This is a genomic window from uncultured Kriegella sp., from assembly GCF_963975415.1.
GTDB lineage: Bacteria > Bacteroidota > Bacteroidia > Flavobacteriales > Flavobacteriaceae > Kriegella.
Genome location: NZ_CAXBGN010000010.1, coordinates 171,906 through 187,490 on the forward strand (window position 1 = coordinate 171,906; position 15,585 = coordinate 187,490).

General features: G+C 41.8%; 13 protein-coding genes. 2 read left to right on the forward strand and 11 right to left on the reverse strand.

What is annotated here, in order from left to right:
* Positions 1-12 precede the first annotated feature (12 nt).
* Positions 13-1,341 (reverse strand): DUF5690 family protein, encoded by a 1,329-nt coding sequence (locus tag AACZ88_RS19090; protein WP_339713836.1) that lies wholly within the window; start codon positions 1,339-1,341, stop codon positions 13-15.
* Positions 1,342-1,618: 277 nt separating this feature from the next.
* On the opposite strand from AACZ88_RS19090, the gene AACZ88_RS19095 reads away from it, so the two are divergent.
* Positions 1,619-2,713, forward strand: a complete 1,095-nt coding sequence (locus AACZ88_RS19095; RefSeq protein WP_339713839.1) for a zinc-binding dehydrogenase — start codon at positions 1,619-1,621, stop codon at positions 2,711-2,713.
* 16 nt (positions 2,714-2,729) lie between these two features.
* On the opposite strand, the gene AACZ88_RS19100 is transcribed toward AACZ88_RS19095, so the two are convergent.
* Complete coding sequence (locus tag AACZ88_RS19100; protein ID WP_339713842.1) at positions 2,730-4,154, reverse strand: L-serine ammonia-lyase; 1,425 nt, start codon at positions 4,152-4,154, stop codon at positions 2,730-2,732.
* 307 nt (positions 4,155-4,461) lie between these two features.
* On the opposite strand from AACZ88_RS19100, the gene AACZ88_RS19105 reads away from it, so the two are divergent.
* Positions 4,462-6,111, forward strand: a complete 1,650-nt coding sequence (locus AACZ88_RS19105) for a sulfatase-like hydrolase/transferase (RefSeq protein ID WP_339713845.1) — start codon at positions 4,462-4,464, stop codon at positions 6,109-6,111.
* Between the two features lie 263 nt (positions 6,112-6,374).
* Here the strand turns inward: AACZ88_RS19105 and AACZ88_RS19110 are convergent, their stop codons facing one another.
* From AACZ88_RS19110 to AACZ88_RS19150, 9 genes are all read right to left on the reverse strand, one after another.
* Complete coding sequence (locus tag AACZ88_RS19110) at positions 6,375-6,497, reverse strand: hypothetical protein (RefSeq protein WP_339713847.1); 123 nt, start codon at positions 6,495-6,497, stop codon at positions 6,375-6,377.
* A 135-nt stretch (positions 6,498-6,632) separates the two neighbouring features.
* Positions 6,633-7,358, reverse strand: coding sequence for a phosphatase PAP2 family protein (locus AACZ88_RS19115; protein WP_339713850.1), 726 nt, complete (start codon positions 7,356-7,358; stop codon positions 6,633-6,635).
* 1 nt (position 7,359) lies between these two features.
* The gene (locus AACZ88_RS19120) at positions 7,360-8,097 is read right to left on the reverse strand and encodes an isoprenylcysteine carboxylmethyltransferase family protein (protein ID WP_339713853.1); all 738 of its coding nucleotides are present in this window, start codon (positions 8,095-8,097) and stop codon (positions 7,360-7,362) included.
* Positions 8,094-8,819 (reverse strand): carboxy-S-adenosyl-L-methionine synthase CmoA, encoded by a 726-nt coding sequence (cmoA, locus tag AACZ88_RS19125; protein WP_339713856.1) that lies wholly within the window; start codon positions 8,817-8,819, stop codon positions 8,094-8,096. Before cmoA ends, AACZ88_RS19120 begins: the two co-directional genes overlap by 4 nt.
* Before the next feature lie 13 nt (positions 8,820-8,832).
* Complete coding sequence (locus AACZ88_RS19130) at positions 8,833-9,381, reverse strand: phosphatase PAP2 family protein (protein ID WP_339713859.1); 549 nt, start codon at positions 9,379-9,381, stop codon at positions 8,833-8,835.
* A 139-nt stretch (positions 9,382-9,520) separates the two neighbouring features.
* Positions 9,521-10,273: a hypothetical protein gene (locus tag AACZ88_RS19135; protein WP_339713862.1), complete on the reverse strand. Its 753-nt coding sequence runs from the start codon at positions 10,271-10,273 to the stop codon at positions 9,521-9,523.
* A gap of 11 nt (positions 10,274-10,284) precedes the next feature.
* On the reverse strand, positions 10,285-12,702 hold the full coding sequence (locus AACZ88_RS19140; RefSeq protein ID WP_339713865.1) for an outer membrane beta-barrel family protein: 2,418 nt from the start codon (positions 12,700-12,702) through the stop codon (positions 10,285-10,287).
* A gap of 112 nt (positions 12,703-12,814) precedes the next feature.
* On the reverse strand, positions 12,815-14,071 hold the full coding sequence (locus AACZ88_RS19145) for a HAMP domain-containing sensor histidine kinase (RefSeq protein WP_339713867.1): 1,257 nt from the start codon (positions 14,069-14,071) through the stop codon (positions 12,815-12,817).
* A 3-nt stretch (positions 14,072-14,074) separates the two neighbouring features.
* Positions 14,075-14,749, reverse strand: coding sequence for a response regulator transcription factor (locus AACZ88_RS19150; RefSeq protein WP_339713870.1), 675 nt, complete (start codon positions 14,747-14,749; stop codon positions 14,075-14,077).
* Positions 14,750-15,585: the final 836 nt, after the last annotated feature.

Consider the following 15,585-nt stretch of genomic DNA (forward strand, 5'->3'; position numbering starts at 1 on the left):
CAAACTTTACTATCACACCTCTCCTTTAGATGGTATCGGCGTAGCTTGCGGCGCCTTGCTTCGGCTAAAGTAGAGCAAAACAAGAAATACCAATATCATGATCGGCACGGCTGCCTTGATGTTGATATCGATAAAAAAGTCGACCCACGAGGTGTTATATCCCACAACTTCTTTAAGCAATAAAACACTTACACTGCCCAAATAGCCCATAGCATCGGCCGTATAAAAAAGAAAACCAACATTTCCGTTGTATTTAAGCAAGGCAATCAAGCGTTCGAAGATCAGGCAATGGTATAAAATATAGGGCAAGTACACACCCACCCCTGTACTGATCATCCACATCACCGGGCTAATAAGGGATTGCTTAAAAAGCAAGGTCGACAACAAAATGACCAAAGCCCCAAACCCTATCATATACATGCCAAGGTTAAAGGCCAACCGATTTTTACGGATCAATATGCCGAAGGCCGCGATTACAAGCACGATTATGGCGACAGGAATTTCGGTAAGCGTAATCAATTCCGGCTCCCCGCCATACCCCAGTTCTTCCCAGAACTCTACAATGAAATTATCCCTAAAATCGCGTATGATGGTGAGTAGAATGTAAATGACCACCAAGCCGGCAAAGCCAGCGCCGTGCCTTTTGAGAAAATCTTTTCGCTTGGCCACATCCATTGTCGTGCGTTCAGTACGCTCTTGCCTATCAAATTCATCAGGCGCCTTTGACCTGTTCAGCATCCATACGGAAAGTATAAATATGGGAAGGAAAAGCAACCCGGTGGCAAATGGCATGGTATATTCGCCGACCCCATAATTCTGTATCAACAGCACCCCAACGGTCTTTACCAGTCCTGTAGAGAAAATAAAAGTAGCACTCAGGGCGGCGGCCAAGAGTTCCGTATTTCTTCTGCCTTCCAGATAGGAAAACACAACCCCAAAAACCATACCCAAGGGCAATCCATTGAAAAAAAGCGTGACCATTTTCCAGTTGGGAGGCACGATGGCAAAAAGGCCTAACATGCCCAATCCGAGACCGACTAGCCCCAATAACCAGTAGACCCTTCTTTGAGGCGGCATTTCCGATATGATCTTGATACCAACGAACTTCGAAAGCATATAGCCCAACACCTGACTGATAACCAGAACGGTTTTGGGGTCCATTCCAAGGCCAATATCCAAGTCTTGGTATTGCCCGGCCAAAAACGACTTGCGCACTGCGTACATCCCGGTATAACATAAAAATGCAGCTACCATAATCCAGACCGAAGACATGCCGGGAAGCCTAGATTTTCTTGACATTGTATCAGCGGTAAATATTGAGGTCTGATTTCTTTTTTCCATCAGGCAAATGTAACGGGCGGAATACCTCGATTAAATTAAGATGATGTAAAGCTATGGTTATGTTTTTTCAAAGAAATCGATTTTCTTTAAAAGAAACTATATTTGCTACTCACTTTTTTTAACAAATATTCACAATTTATACGAGTTTTAACAGTAAATCGATAATTATTAAGTTTTTAAAAGGAGTATTCCTAGCATAACAAAAAATTATACAGGAAACCATACTTTATCTTTAACTCGAATAATACATTCAACCGCACCCGTAAAAAAGATAACTATGACAGCAAAACAGATGGCAGAAGCGTTAGTCTTCCATGAAGTTGAAAAACCGTTCACAACTCAAAAAGTGTCGCTTCCCATACCAAAATCGCATGAGGTTTTGGTAAAAATAACATACACCACGATTTGCACAAGTGACTTGCATACCTATTACGGACGAAGAACTTCACCATGCCCAAGCATTCTAGGTCATGAAATTATAGGCCGTGTAGTTTCTTTGGGGAGTGCCATCAACACCGATTATAAGGGAGAAGCACTTCAGGTCGGAAATCTGATCACTTGGTCGGTTTATGCCCATGATGTACATGGAACCATGGCCAAAAAGGGATTTCCCCAAAAATCTCAAAACCTTTTTAAATACGGACACCAACAAATGGCATCCGATAAACCGTTAAGTGGTGGGTTCGCAACACATTGTTTGCTTCGGGAAGGCACGGCCATTTTCAACCTCTCCGACCGCTTGAACTATAAAGAGCTTGCACCATTGAACTGCACGCATGCTACGATTGCCGGAGCCATTCGGTTGGCCGGGGACCTCAACAGCAAGAACGTTCTCGTAACGGGCGCAGGAATGCTCGGCCTCTCCGCCTGTGCCATGGCCAAAGAATCGGGGGCCAACAACGTTTATGCTATGGATCGGGATATCGATCGGTTGAACGTTGCCAAAACATTTGGTGTGAATCAGACCATAGCCGCCCATTTAGAAGTAAACGACATTACCGAACAACTAGGTGCCAACCAAGGAACTGATGTGGTCATAGATACAACAGGAGTGCCCTCCGTCATGGAAAAAAGCCTATCACTCTTGAATATTGGAGGTGTGGCCGTATGGGTGGGTGCCGTATATAGTCAGAGGGAGACCCAGGTGAACGCCGAGATGATCGTACGCAACCTACTCACCATAAAAGGGCTGCACAACTACAGGCCACAAGATTTAGCCGTTGCAATTGCCTTTTTAGAAGAAAACCACAAGAAGTATCCTTTTGAAGCCTTAGTAAACAAAGATTATCCGTTAAACGAACTGGGGATTGCTTTTAACGAAGCCCATACGGGCGGACATTATAGGGTGGGAATTCGACAAGACCCTTCTTAGCTTTTAGAATTTTACATTAACAATCACTCATATTTACTTCGACGGCCAAGCCGCCTTCCGAAGTTTCCTTGTATTTCGAATTCATATCCTTTGCGGTCTCCCACATGGTGTTGACCACTTTATCCAAAGGTATTTTTATGTTTTCAGGATTGGTCTCCAAAGCGAGCTCTGCAGCATTAATGGCCTTTATCGCACCCATCGAATTGCGTTCGATACAGGGTATCTGAACCAACCCCCCGATGGGATCACAGGTGAGCCCTAAATGATGTTCCATGGCAATCTCTGCCGCAATCAAGACCTGTTCAGGGGTGCCTCCCAAAAGCTCGGTCAATGCGCCCGCGGCCATGGCGGAAGACACTCCAATTTCTGCCTGGCAGCCTCCCATGGCAGCGGAAATAGTTGCCCCTTTTTTGAAAATGCTGCCGATCTCGCCCGCAACCAAAAGAAATTTTTTAATATGTTCGAAGTCCGCCTTATGATTTTCGATGACTAGGTAATACATCAATACCGCAGGAATAACCCCGGCACTGCCGTTGGTAGGCGCGGTAACCACCCTGCCCAGCGAAGCATTTACCTCATTTACGGCGAGCGCAAAACAACTCACCCACTTTAATATCTGTCTGAATTTGACCTCTGTATTTCTGATTGTCCCCAGCCATTCCTCATGGTTTACATAGGGAATATCACCAATTAAATTCTTGTGCATATCGAATGCCCTGCGTCGAACATTAAGTCCGCCCGGGAGATTGCCTTCAGTGTGGCAACCGACATACATGCATTGCAACATCGTTTCCCAAATTCTTTGTAACTGCAGATTTATGGCATCACCACTTCTAAGGGAAAGCTCGTTGGCCAATACGATTTCAGAAATACTTTTTTGCTCCTTTTTACAATAGGCCAACAGTTGTACTCCTTTTTCAATGGGAAAGGGAAAAGTGGCAAAAACATTCTTATTTTTCTTGGCGTTCTTACGTTCTTTGACCACCACAAAACCGCCCCCGATGGAGTAGTACGTTTTTGTGGTCTTTTTTCCTGTCGATAGCGTAGCCTCGAACTTCATTCCGTTCGCATGAAAAGGCAAAAACTCCCTTTTGAAAATAATATTGGTGCCCGGATCAAAAGCAATTGCTCTTTTATTGGCAAAGTTCAACACCTTATCCTTTTTAACCAAAGCTATAATTCCGTCGATATCAGCTATCGGGATTTCTACCGGGTCAGCTCCCGAGAGGCCCAAGATAATTGCCAAATCAGTGGCATGGCCTTTACCCGTCAACGATAAGGAACCATAGACGTATACCTTGATTTCTGCCACTTCTTCGAACAACCCTTCCTGCTCGAGTTCGGCTATCCACCGCTCCGCAGCCCGCCAGGGGCCTAGCGTATGGGAACTTGACGGACCCACTCCGATTTTAAGCATATCGAAAACACTGATACATTCCATGAAACAAAGCATTTATCGCTATACAAATATAGCGGGTGTATTGCCATAAAGGTATGGATTAATACAAATTGAACATTCCAGAGTTTCCGAAGAGACCCTTTCGTCTTTCGGCACCTCCCTTTAAAAAAGAGCAGGCCCCATAAAACATCATTTTGGTCAACTACGCATCTTTCCAATAGCCGTTAAAGCATCGTATTTGGAAATCGATACGGATGTTATTTTTAGGATAGGGTTTTCAACTTCAATGAGAAAAGTTACATTTGGAAAGACGCTTTCTTCTTCAGAGTCAGTACAAATCTAAAAAACTATGGAACAACGAAATATGGTTTTTCTAAAAAAGCTTTCGCTTTCACAGCATTGGCTTCTAATTCTAGGCTTTATGATACTTCTGCCAATTTTAGGAGTATCACAAAATCAACCCAACATTGTTTGGATCACCGTTGAAGATATGAGTCCGCATTTAGGGTGCTATGGAGACAAGACCGTTCCCACCCCGAACATTGACAAATTGGCCAAAGAAGGCGTACGCTATACCAATGCTTATGCCACTTACGGTGTTTGTGCTCCCAGTAGGCATACCTTGATTACGGGTATGTATCCGACGTCTACGGGAGCTATGGCCATGCGTACTTGGAAACGTACCAGTTCTTTGGATAAGATTACCGACCCCGAACTCTTAAGCATTCCCGTATATGAAGCTACACCACCAGAAGGGGTGCGATGTTTTTCAGAATACTTAAGGGAGGCCGGATACTATTGTACCAATAATTCAAAAACCGATTATCAATTTAAACCACCCGTCACCGCTTGGGACGAAAGTAGCAAAGACGCCCATTGGCGTAATCGGCCGTCTAAAAAGACTCCATTTTTTGCAGTGTTCAACAATGTCATCACCCATGAAAGCAAAACGTTTAAAGACTATTCCCCAAAAGTTACCGACCCTAACTTGATTCCGCTACCGCCCTATTACCAAGATACGGAAGCAGTACGCACCGATTTGGCCCGGCATTATGACAATATTCACGCCATGGACCAATGGGTGGGTGAGCTGATGGCAGAATTAAAAGAAGCAAAAGTATTGGACAACACTATCGTATTGTTTTTTAGCGATCATGGTGACGGACTGCCCAGGGCAAAGCGATGGGTTTATGACTCGGGCATTAAGGTACCGATGATCGTGCGGTGGCCCAATGGCGAAAAAGCGGGCACCGTAAATGACGAATTAGTTTCTTTTGTTGATTTCGCCCCAACGACATTGGCCTTGGCCGGACTCGAAAAACCATCTTATATGGAGGGTATAAAATTTCTTGGAGATGACCGGGAAGATCCCCGCGACTATATCTATGCCTTTAGGGATCGAATGGATCCGGCGCCGGAAACCGTTAGGGCGGTACGTGACAAGCGTTATAAATACATACGAAACTACCGTACCGACCTGCCCTATCTTGGTTATATCCCTTATCGTGATCAGGCCGCCATGATGCAGGAGATATTACACCTCAAAAAGGAAAACAAACTAGGTGCAGACCAATGGCAGTTCTGGGCCCAGAAAAAGCCCTTGGAGGAACTGTATGACACTCAAAATGACCCCCACGAAATCAACAATCTAGCCTCTCGACCCGAACTTTTCGAAAAACTAGAAGAGCTACGAGCGAGCCATCACGAATTTGTCGCCACCTACGGTGATTTGGGAATGATTCCCGAGTCAGAGCTAATTCGTAAATTATGGCCTCCGAACGGTGTTCAACCCCAAACCAAAACGCCCGAATTTTCTCTGGAAAATGGCGACGTTGCAATTTCATGTGGTTCGCCAGGGGCATCGATTGCCTATAAAAGGGAAGGTGAGAGCCAATGGCACTTATATTCAAAACCTATCAAAAACCCAAAGAAAACACTGCAAGCTGTTGCTATTCGACTCGGTTGGAAAGAGAGCGAGGTGGCAAGTCGGCATTTTTAGTCTTCAACAACATCCTATACCGCTAAAAGCTTTGGAGTTGTGAACACGATATTTTTTTCAGGCTAGCACTTTAAAATTTACATACGATACCGATTAGGACACCCGTATCCCCATTGCCAAATAGCCACCCTGAGGCAAAAGAAGTATGCCCTGACGGAAAAGTATGGCCACCTATACGACTTTCCTAATTTACTCAATCGCCAAAAACCTCCTTATCGGCTTTCGCTATAGTAGCAATCCAACGAGAAGGCCGTGAGTGCAAACTAGACATAATCCCCTACACGTTCTAGTGTCGTTTCCAAGGCTATTTCCCTTGAAGAATCTGCTTGCTGGGCAATAGTAATTGGAAACACGGGCAAAGCCAATCCAAAAAATAAGGTTTTCATAAACCGCCATTTGAAATCGTTATGGTCTTATTGATCGATACTTTCATTCTCTTCATGCCTTTCATTTTACATTTCGGCATTTTAAGTGAATTAGGATTTGGTACGTTATTTACTGCGTGCGTTTCTCTATAAACGTTAGAACCGTTTAGAGAAATAGAGTCCGACCGCTCCATTTGAATATCTTGGAATCAAAGCGATGTTTTTTGCCTTTAGAAATGGATTCCATTTAAATAGGTAATCAAAATGATAGACCAGTTTTGTAACCAAAATGCCAATTCCTGCCCCAGCGAGCACATCGGACAACCAGTGATCGTTGTTTAACATTCTAAAAGATCCCGTAATTGCGGCAAACCCATAGCCACTATAGGCAAGAATAGGGCTACTCTGTCCAAACTCTTCGTATAGCACCGCTGCCGTACTAAAGGTCAACGAAGAGTGCCCTGATGGAAATGCTTTTGCATTGAAACCGTTAGGCCGCACTTTATAAATACTTCTTTTTAGGGTGTTCGTAATGACATCCGTCAGTATTATGGATACTGCTAAGTTTTTTGTTTGATCGAACCAATGATTTTTGGCCTTTACACCAACGATATCGGCGACATACAATTGTACAATGGGCGCAAAACGCGTGTATTCGTCAATCGGAAAATCAAAACTATTGCCTACTCTGTCTCTGGTCTCTCTATTTAGCGATTTCTCGAATCCACTATCCGATAATAAAATACCAGAGACAAGCAAAGAGACAGGAACGATACTTTTCTGCAACAGATTTCGCTTGCGTTTTATAAATGTACTATCGATTTGGGCAAAGAGATTTCCAAGAATAAAAAATAGCGTTATTGTTATGAGCGTTTTCTTCATGCTATAAAGTTTGTTCATGGGCCATCTTTTTTCTTTCTCTTTTTTGCCGTTTTTTAATGAATCGAATAGTAAAATATAGGGAGGTCAATACAGCTATAGCAATAAGAAAATATAAGCCTTTATTTTTTAATGTCAATTTCGAACTAAGCCAATGGGTATTATAGGCTAAAAGTAGAGTGGCGCCCAACATCCATAGATAAGTGGTATTGTACTCCTTAAAGACGACCTTTTTTAAATCAAAATCGTTTTTGCGGAAGGTATCCCCTATCCCTTTCAATCGAGGAATCCATCGGTTGGTGCTTGCACAATAGTTATCGAAACCACCGCCATACGAGTTCCTTAAATACGCTTCTTCGGCCTGTACTATGGTTTGATAAATAAACATGAACAAAGGAATCATGACCACTACGGCAAACAGGGAATTGGACAGAACGCTCATCCCGATAATCAAAAGAATATTACCTACGTACATGGGATTCCTGCAATGCGAGAAAAGGCCATCAGTCACCAATCCCTCGGCATAAATCCTGCGATTTCGGCCGCCCCTAACAATGTAGACCAGACCAATGGTCAACATGCGAACCAGCTGGCCCAAGATGACAATTGCCAAGCCAATAAAGAATACCGTCGTGTAGTTCTCTGAAATCCGAGTAAACGGAAGGAAAAGAAATACATAAAACACGGGGAACAAGTAGTTTCGGGTTCTGAAGAAAAAATTACCGATTTTGACCATGATCATTTGATTGCGATTAGACCTGTGAAATTGTACCATTTGAAAAAGACCTCTGTAAAACGGAAACCACATGCTTTTAATAAAGTCTCGTTTTCCGATAGTTGATACGGTACGAGTACGTTTTCGAGGGATTCCCTTTTTTTTGCGATTTCCGTTTCATTGTATCCGTTTCTTTTTTTGAACTGGTAGTAATGTTCAATAAACAACCGATTACAAATGGAATGTTCTGTAAGGATTTTTTCAATAAGGATGACCGCTCCGTTTTCAGGAAGACTCTCATATATCTTTCTTAGAATCTTCTCTCGATTCAACGGACGCAGAAATTGAAGCGTCAAACAAAATATGACGACCGATGGATTGTTCAATCCAATATCACAGTTCAAGTCTTGATTTTCGTAAGATACCTTCCGTTTTACTCCGGCTTCTCTCAGATTACTCTCACACTTTAATAACATTTCATCAGAGTTATCGATACCAACAAAATGAATATCCTTTTCAAGTATCTTATCCAGATTGATCATGGTCGTTCCTGTGGAACAGCCCAGGTCATATACGTTGGTGCCTTTTACCGCAAAGTCCTTGGTAAGTTCCGCAATCATGCGTTGCATCTCCTCGTAGTAAGGAACGGAGCGAACCACCATGTCATCGAACACGGTCGCTACCTCTTTGTTGAACTTAAAGTCGTAAGCTGGTTTTTGGGCATCTTTGAAAACAATGTCTTTTTCCATTTTTGGTCGGTATTTAAAATTTATACGTGAAGCCAAGCAGGTAATTATCTTCCCAACTGGTAAAGGTCAGTTCCATATGTTCACGTTGATAAGGTGTTGTAAACAGATAGGCACTGCCGATACCTACCGCAGCTCCTGCAAGAACATCCCACCCATCATGCTTTTGGGCATTGATACGGCTATAGCCTGTAAACCCTGCAAGGGCATAGGCAGGAATACCGTATTTCCAGCCATATCTCTTTTGTATAAAGGCAGCGCTTTGAAACGTAGTGGATGTATGCCCTGAGGGAAAGCCCCTATCCCCATTACCATATGGGCGCTGTTTGTTTATTCCATATTTCAGACCAAATGTAACTGCCTGATTGAGCAAAGCCCCTTTGGTAAATTGCCAGGTTCCTTTATAATCCTTAGCGATTAAAGAACCGGTCAGTGCGGTGGCAGGCAATGTGAACAGAATCATATCTCCGGCAGATTCAATAGCGTTACTTTGGGCAGCTGCCTTTTCTTGTGCTAAGAGGAATAATGCTATCAGAAACAGGGGAGCTAAAATTCTATTCTTCAATGTACCTTGTATTTCGATAAGTCCAGTCAAGGCAGTCCTTATCAATTTATTGTACATCAAATGTAAAAGGAGAATCTAAAGCAATTTTAAAGCTGGATCATTGGAAACAGAAAGTGATTTCAAATGCCTATTGTTTCAACTATTCCTGTTCGTCAGCCTGCGAAGTCATTTGCCGATGTGAAACAAAAATCAAAATACCCATCAGCACTATTGAAACGACAGAAGCGGGAAGCGTTCCTAAATCCAACCCTCCCTTTGCCAAAGGCTTGGTCAAAAAATCACCGAAAGTCGCTCCAAAGGGTCTGGTGAAGATAAAAGCAACCCAAAACAGTACAATCTGGTTGATTTTGGTAAAATAATGTAATAAAACGACCAAAATAATAATGCCCGCGGTGACCATGGCCCCATTCAAATAGCTCAACCCTACTACGTCACTAAGGTAGTCGCCAAACGCCGTACCCAAACTATTGGAGAACAAAATGGCAATCCAATAATAGCCTTCTTTGTTGCGTTCAAAAATGGGGTAAACCGCTAGGTCATCAAACCTTTTGAACCATGCAAATAGCGTCGATAAAAGTCCGAAAAACAACAAAAGACTTCCCCAAGTATACCCTAAATGCAGGCTTCGGTCGATAAAATCAGAAATCTCGGTACCTAGTGTCGTGGTAGCGATAATGACCAACCAAAACCAAACAGGGATATACTCTTTTCTCGACAATTGAATTCCCAAAACAATACCGAAAAATGCCAACGTTATCAGAATTCCAATAGTGTAGCCAAGACCTAAAGTCTGCGCGATAAAATCGCCCAAGGTCTCGCCCAAGGTAGTGGCAACGATTTTCATCAACCAAAAAAGCAAGGTAATCTTAGCAACCTTATTCAAAGTACCCATTTTATGAGGATTTAAATTTTGTACTTGAAGCCCAATCGGAATATCTGGGTCTCGAAATAATTTTGATAAAGGGCAGTAAACCCTTCATTGGTTAAGCGTTGTCGGATACCGAAGCGGTTAAAAATATCGCTGGCAGAAAACGTCAAATCCGCTTTTTTGTTCCATAAACTTTTTTTTATGCCTAAATCAATCGAGGAACGGGCCAATTCCTCACCTTGGGGAATGTTACGGTCGGAATAATATAGGCCTGTCAATTGAAACGTTACGTCTTTGGGCAAAACAAACTCAGTATTTACTTTGGCATCCCAGGCATTGGCCGTGGATTTTTGAATATCAAAGGTTCGCTCAAAGGGAAAAAGCAAATTGCCTTGATATGCGTCAATGGTGTTTGCATACCAATTCAACGTGCCAGAAACTTTCCAGTGGTTGGTAACATCTTGGCTTAACAATAGTTCAACACCCGTATTGGTGGCACTTCCTGTATTTTGATAGATACGGTTCACAATATCATAATCGGGATTGGAGTCATCGATGCTGAAAATTCGCATGTATTGATCTTGAATCATTCTATGGTACACTGCGGAAAATAACGAACCGGAAGACCAAGAATATTTATGGGCCAGCTCGAACGCATCGGTAAACTGGGGTCGTAAATATGGATTGCCTACCTTCAACAATTCGGGGTCATCATACTTTGGAAAAACGCGGAGTTCGGGTTCGCCAGGGCGGTCAATTCTTCGGTTATAAAATACCGATAGTTTGTTGTTATCGTTCATTTTATAAGTAAAACGCACACTGGGAAAAAGTTCAAAATAATTGTATTTATCGTTATCAGGATAGTATGCATTTACGGGATCGAGGTCATAGAACACATTAGTTTGTTCGGCGCGAAGTCCGGCCTCCACGTCGTATTTCTCTTTTTCCAAAAGATAGTTCACATAGCCCGCATATAAGTTTTCGCCCCAATCGGAAAAAGTACCCAAATCAGGGTAAATAATAGATTGGTTACCTGGTGTAATCGTATAGTCGACGGGCAATCTTCTGATGCGCAGTTTGGCACCCAATTCGACCCGACCTGATTTTAAAGGTCGCACATAGTCAGTTGAAAGACTCGTCGTATTCTCAATAGCACGGATGTTCGTTTTGTCTCGCCCGACACGTACCGAAGAGCTATCGTTCAATGAATACGTCTCGTCTTCCAGCCCTTGGGTATACTGTACGTTGGCACTCATTGTATGTCCCGTTTGTTCGAATTTATGCCGATAATTGACTGCAGCGTTGATATAGCGGGTAACTTCTTCTTCGCGCCAATTATAATAACGATTTCGGGAATTCTTGTTCAAATCGATAAAGGCAACTTGGGCCGTATCGATATGTTTTTCACGGTCATAGAGTCCTGAAAAAGTAAAGCTATTGTTCTCATCGAGGTCATAATCGATTCCTGCATTGATTATAGCGCGGAACTGCTTCCTGTTCTCAGGCACTTGGGAAATTAGGTTACGCCCATCGTCATAATTTCGTGTAGTAAATTCGTTATTGGGCAATGCTTCTTGCAAGATAAATTCTGACTGTAGAAAGTAATTGATCTTCTCCTTTTTATAATTCAAGTTAATACTCGGAATCAATTTGGGGTTGGTCGAAAAACTACCCAAATCGGTAGGGGTATCCGCCCTACGTTTTCCCAAAGCACCCAAACCCAAGGAAAGTCCGACATCTCCGTTTAGTCCTGTTTGTTTTTCCTTTTTGTAAATGATATTGACGATTCCAGCAAAACCATTGGCATCGTACTTTGCAGAGGGATTGTTGATTATCTCGATTTTTTCGATGTTAGAGGCAGGAATGTTCGCCAAGCCCTTTTGGTTTCCAAAACCCGTCAAACTGCTTTGCTTTCCATCAATAAGTACCACCACTTTATCGCTTCCTCGTAAAACGACCTTGCCATCCTGATCAAAGGTTACCCCGGGCAGGGTCTTCATGGCATCTAGCACCGAACCGCCCGATTGAGCGATGTTATTTTCAAGATTAAACGATTTTTTGTTTAGGTCGGCGTTGGTGGTAGCTTGCTTTCCGATAACCTCAACTTCCTCTAGATTTTCTGCACTCGGGGCAAGTTCAATTTTCCCCAAATCAAAAATGGGATTCAATCCGCCTCCCATGAATATCTGTTCCGAAGTTACATATCCTATAAACGAAAAGTAAAGCTTGTATTTTCCGAATGGAATTTCCAAAATCTCGAAACGGCCATCATCATCGGTAATGGCCCCAGTTAATAGCGCATCGGTCAAAAAATCATGAACCGCCACATTTGCAAAAGGCAGGGCCTCGTGGGTCTCCGCATCGAGCAACTGCCCACTGAGGATAATCCTTTCTTGCGAGAACAACGTAGAAAAAGAAATAATGAGAATTAGAAACGATACTTTTTTTTGCATTAGGAAACGTTTTGTGTTCATGGCCAAAACTAAGGCTAAAACCTTAAGAGAATTTAAAGTTTTACATAGAACACGTAATTAGGCTTAAAATTTGTCGACACATTTTATAAAATTATTTAAACGTAATTAAAAACGTATGCATGTCATTCTCGAATTTATAATCTACCTGAAAACCATAGAGATCGCAGATATGTTTTACAATGGCCAGACCCAATCCGGTCGATTTTATGGTCTCCGACTCTCTGTAAAAACGAGTATATAGATTTTCAGGGTGCTGCAGAGCCTTGTTTCCACAGTTTGAAACAGAGAGGGTTTTATCGCTTGCGGTCACCTTCACATCGATGTTCTTCGTTGTATATTTGATAGCATTTGAGATCAGATTATTGCATAGTACTTCCGCTAGGTACCGATCCATATCTGCCCAAATCGCATCATTTCTTTCAAATTTGATCTCTTTGTTAGAGATTTCACTAAAATTTTTAATGGTCTCGGTAATATAATGGGTAATATCTACCTTTTCCACATTTGAGAACTGTTGGTTCTCTATTTTGGTCAGCAAAGTCAACCGCTTGTTCATTTGGGCAAGCCGTTGAATATCTTTTTGAATGGAAGTTAAATGTTCAAATTGAACGTCATTAAGGTTATCGTCATTGATAATATTCTCAACTTTTGCCTGAATAATCGCTAATGGAGTTTGCATCTCATGAGAAACATCTTCAGTGTATTGTTTTAAGTTCTTGAAGTCGGAACGCACTTTATCGGTTAAGGCCGTTATTTCATAATTCAGCTCGGAAAACTCCAAAATATTACTATCCATAAGAACAATAGGCTTGTCGGATGTCAGTGAAAACCGTTTCATTTGTTCCAAGTTCTCGAAAAAAGGATGCCACAATTTTTGGTTCCATGCTTTGTTGAAATAAAATAGAAAACTGAACACCAGTAGAATGATGACAAGGTAGGATACTACAACGGCAACCAAAATATCCTCAGATTCTACAATCAACGTTCGAACGGTAATGCGATATTTTTTTCCATCTATTTCAGAATAGGTGGTCAACTCGCGAAATTCTTCCAATTCGCTTTGAGAGGGATCAAAAATAAGTGTGTCTTTTAAACGTTCCGTCTCCAATAAAGAGACGTGCTCGATTTCCACAACGGGAGGAAGTTGATAGGTTGGTTTGTTTTCCCCTATCGCGCTTACTATACGTGCCTCGGTTGACCTCAGCTCTTCCTCTACCTCGTCTTGCAACAGATTTCGGACGTAAAAATAAAGTATTATGGTGCTGACCAACATCAAAACAAAACTTACCCAAAGAAAGGCTTTGGAGGTTTTTCGTAATAATCGTATTTTTTTTGTACGCTCAACCATAGGTTAGTCTTCGATGAATTTATAGCCAGTACCGTAGGCAGTTTTGATATATTTGGCCCCGGCATTGGTCAATTTTTTGCGAAGATTATTAATATGCACGTAGATAAAATCGTAGTTGTCTGCCAAATCGCTGTTATCGCCCCATAAATGTTCAGCAATGATTTCTTTAGATAACACTCTACCCTTGTTTGTAACAAAAAACAGTAATAAATCATATTCTTTTCGAGTAAGTGACATTGGATTTTCATCAATAAAAGCGGTTCTCGACCTTGTATCAATAGAAATTTCATGGAAATCAATTTTCTCCGTGCCACCGAACTTTCCCCTACGTAAAACGGCTTTTATACGAGAGTTCAATTCCGCCAAATGAAAAGGTTTGGTCAAATAGTCGTCTGCCCCGAGATCTAGACCTTCCAATTTATCATCTAACGAGCTGTTGGCTGAGATAATAATAGTGGCCGTATTCTTATGCTGTTTTTTAAGTTCTTTGAGGATGTCCAAGCCGCTACCTGTAATAAGATTGATGTCGAGTATTAAAATATCGTACTCATACAGATCTACCTTGTACAAAGCTTCCTTATAATCAGACGCCGTTTCACAAACGTTACCGTCACGTTCTAAATACGTGGCCATCGATTTTTGAAGTTCAATCTCGTCTTCAGCTATCAAGATTTTCATTCCTTAAATTTAAGGAATAAATGTAGGTTCCAATTCTTTAGAAATTCTAAAGAATTGGAATGCCGATTACATAAATATATGTGCAGGTGTTTGGGGTAAATCTGTGCATCTTCAAAAAAATATGTTCGTATACCAGAGCACCTCTATGTTCAGATAGATAGAACTCAGCATCCAGATGACTTGAAATTTTCTTTCCATAGGTTTCCAATGGGCTTCCGGTTACCTGCGGTTCTTCATCAGCTGCCGGTTGAACTTGTGTTTTAGGGTCACATCGGAAAGGTCGGGTTCCACAAGAGCCAGGCATCGATAGTGACCTTGACTAAGAATTTCTCGCGATACACTAAAATCATTCAGGATTCTTCAATGTATAGAATGTGAAAAAAATTAAGCCAATTTTTACCGATATTCTTTAAAAAAAGGAGTAACAGTTTCCCATTACTCCTTAAAAAACTAAACTAACTCAACTAAAACTTATTAATATATTTATATTTTCCTTTAGAAACCTAAGCCTGTAAGCTAGGATCAATATAGAAGCCTGATGTTGCTATTCAACTTACTCACGATGCCATAATCCTTGCGATGAATTTTTGCCAAATTGGGTTGAATAATTACTTTTCATCATTTTCATTGACCCCTTTTAGTATATTTCTCGATAAAACAATGATTGTAAATTGATTTCTATTTTCCAGAATGGTTTAATTAAGGGGTTATTATTCCATATATGCGTACAGCTGGGCCATCATGCCCATGCCCATTTGGGCGATGACCCTATAGTCGCCCCGTTGCAACGCCACCCCGCCCCGGTTGTCCTGGGAGACGCCCTTCAATAGGCCGTC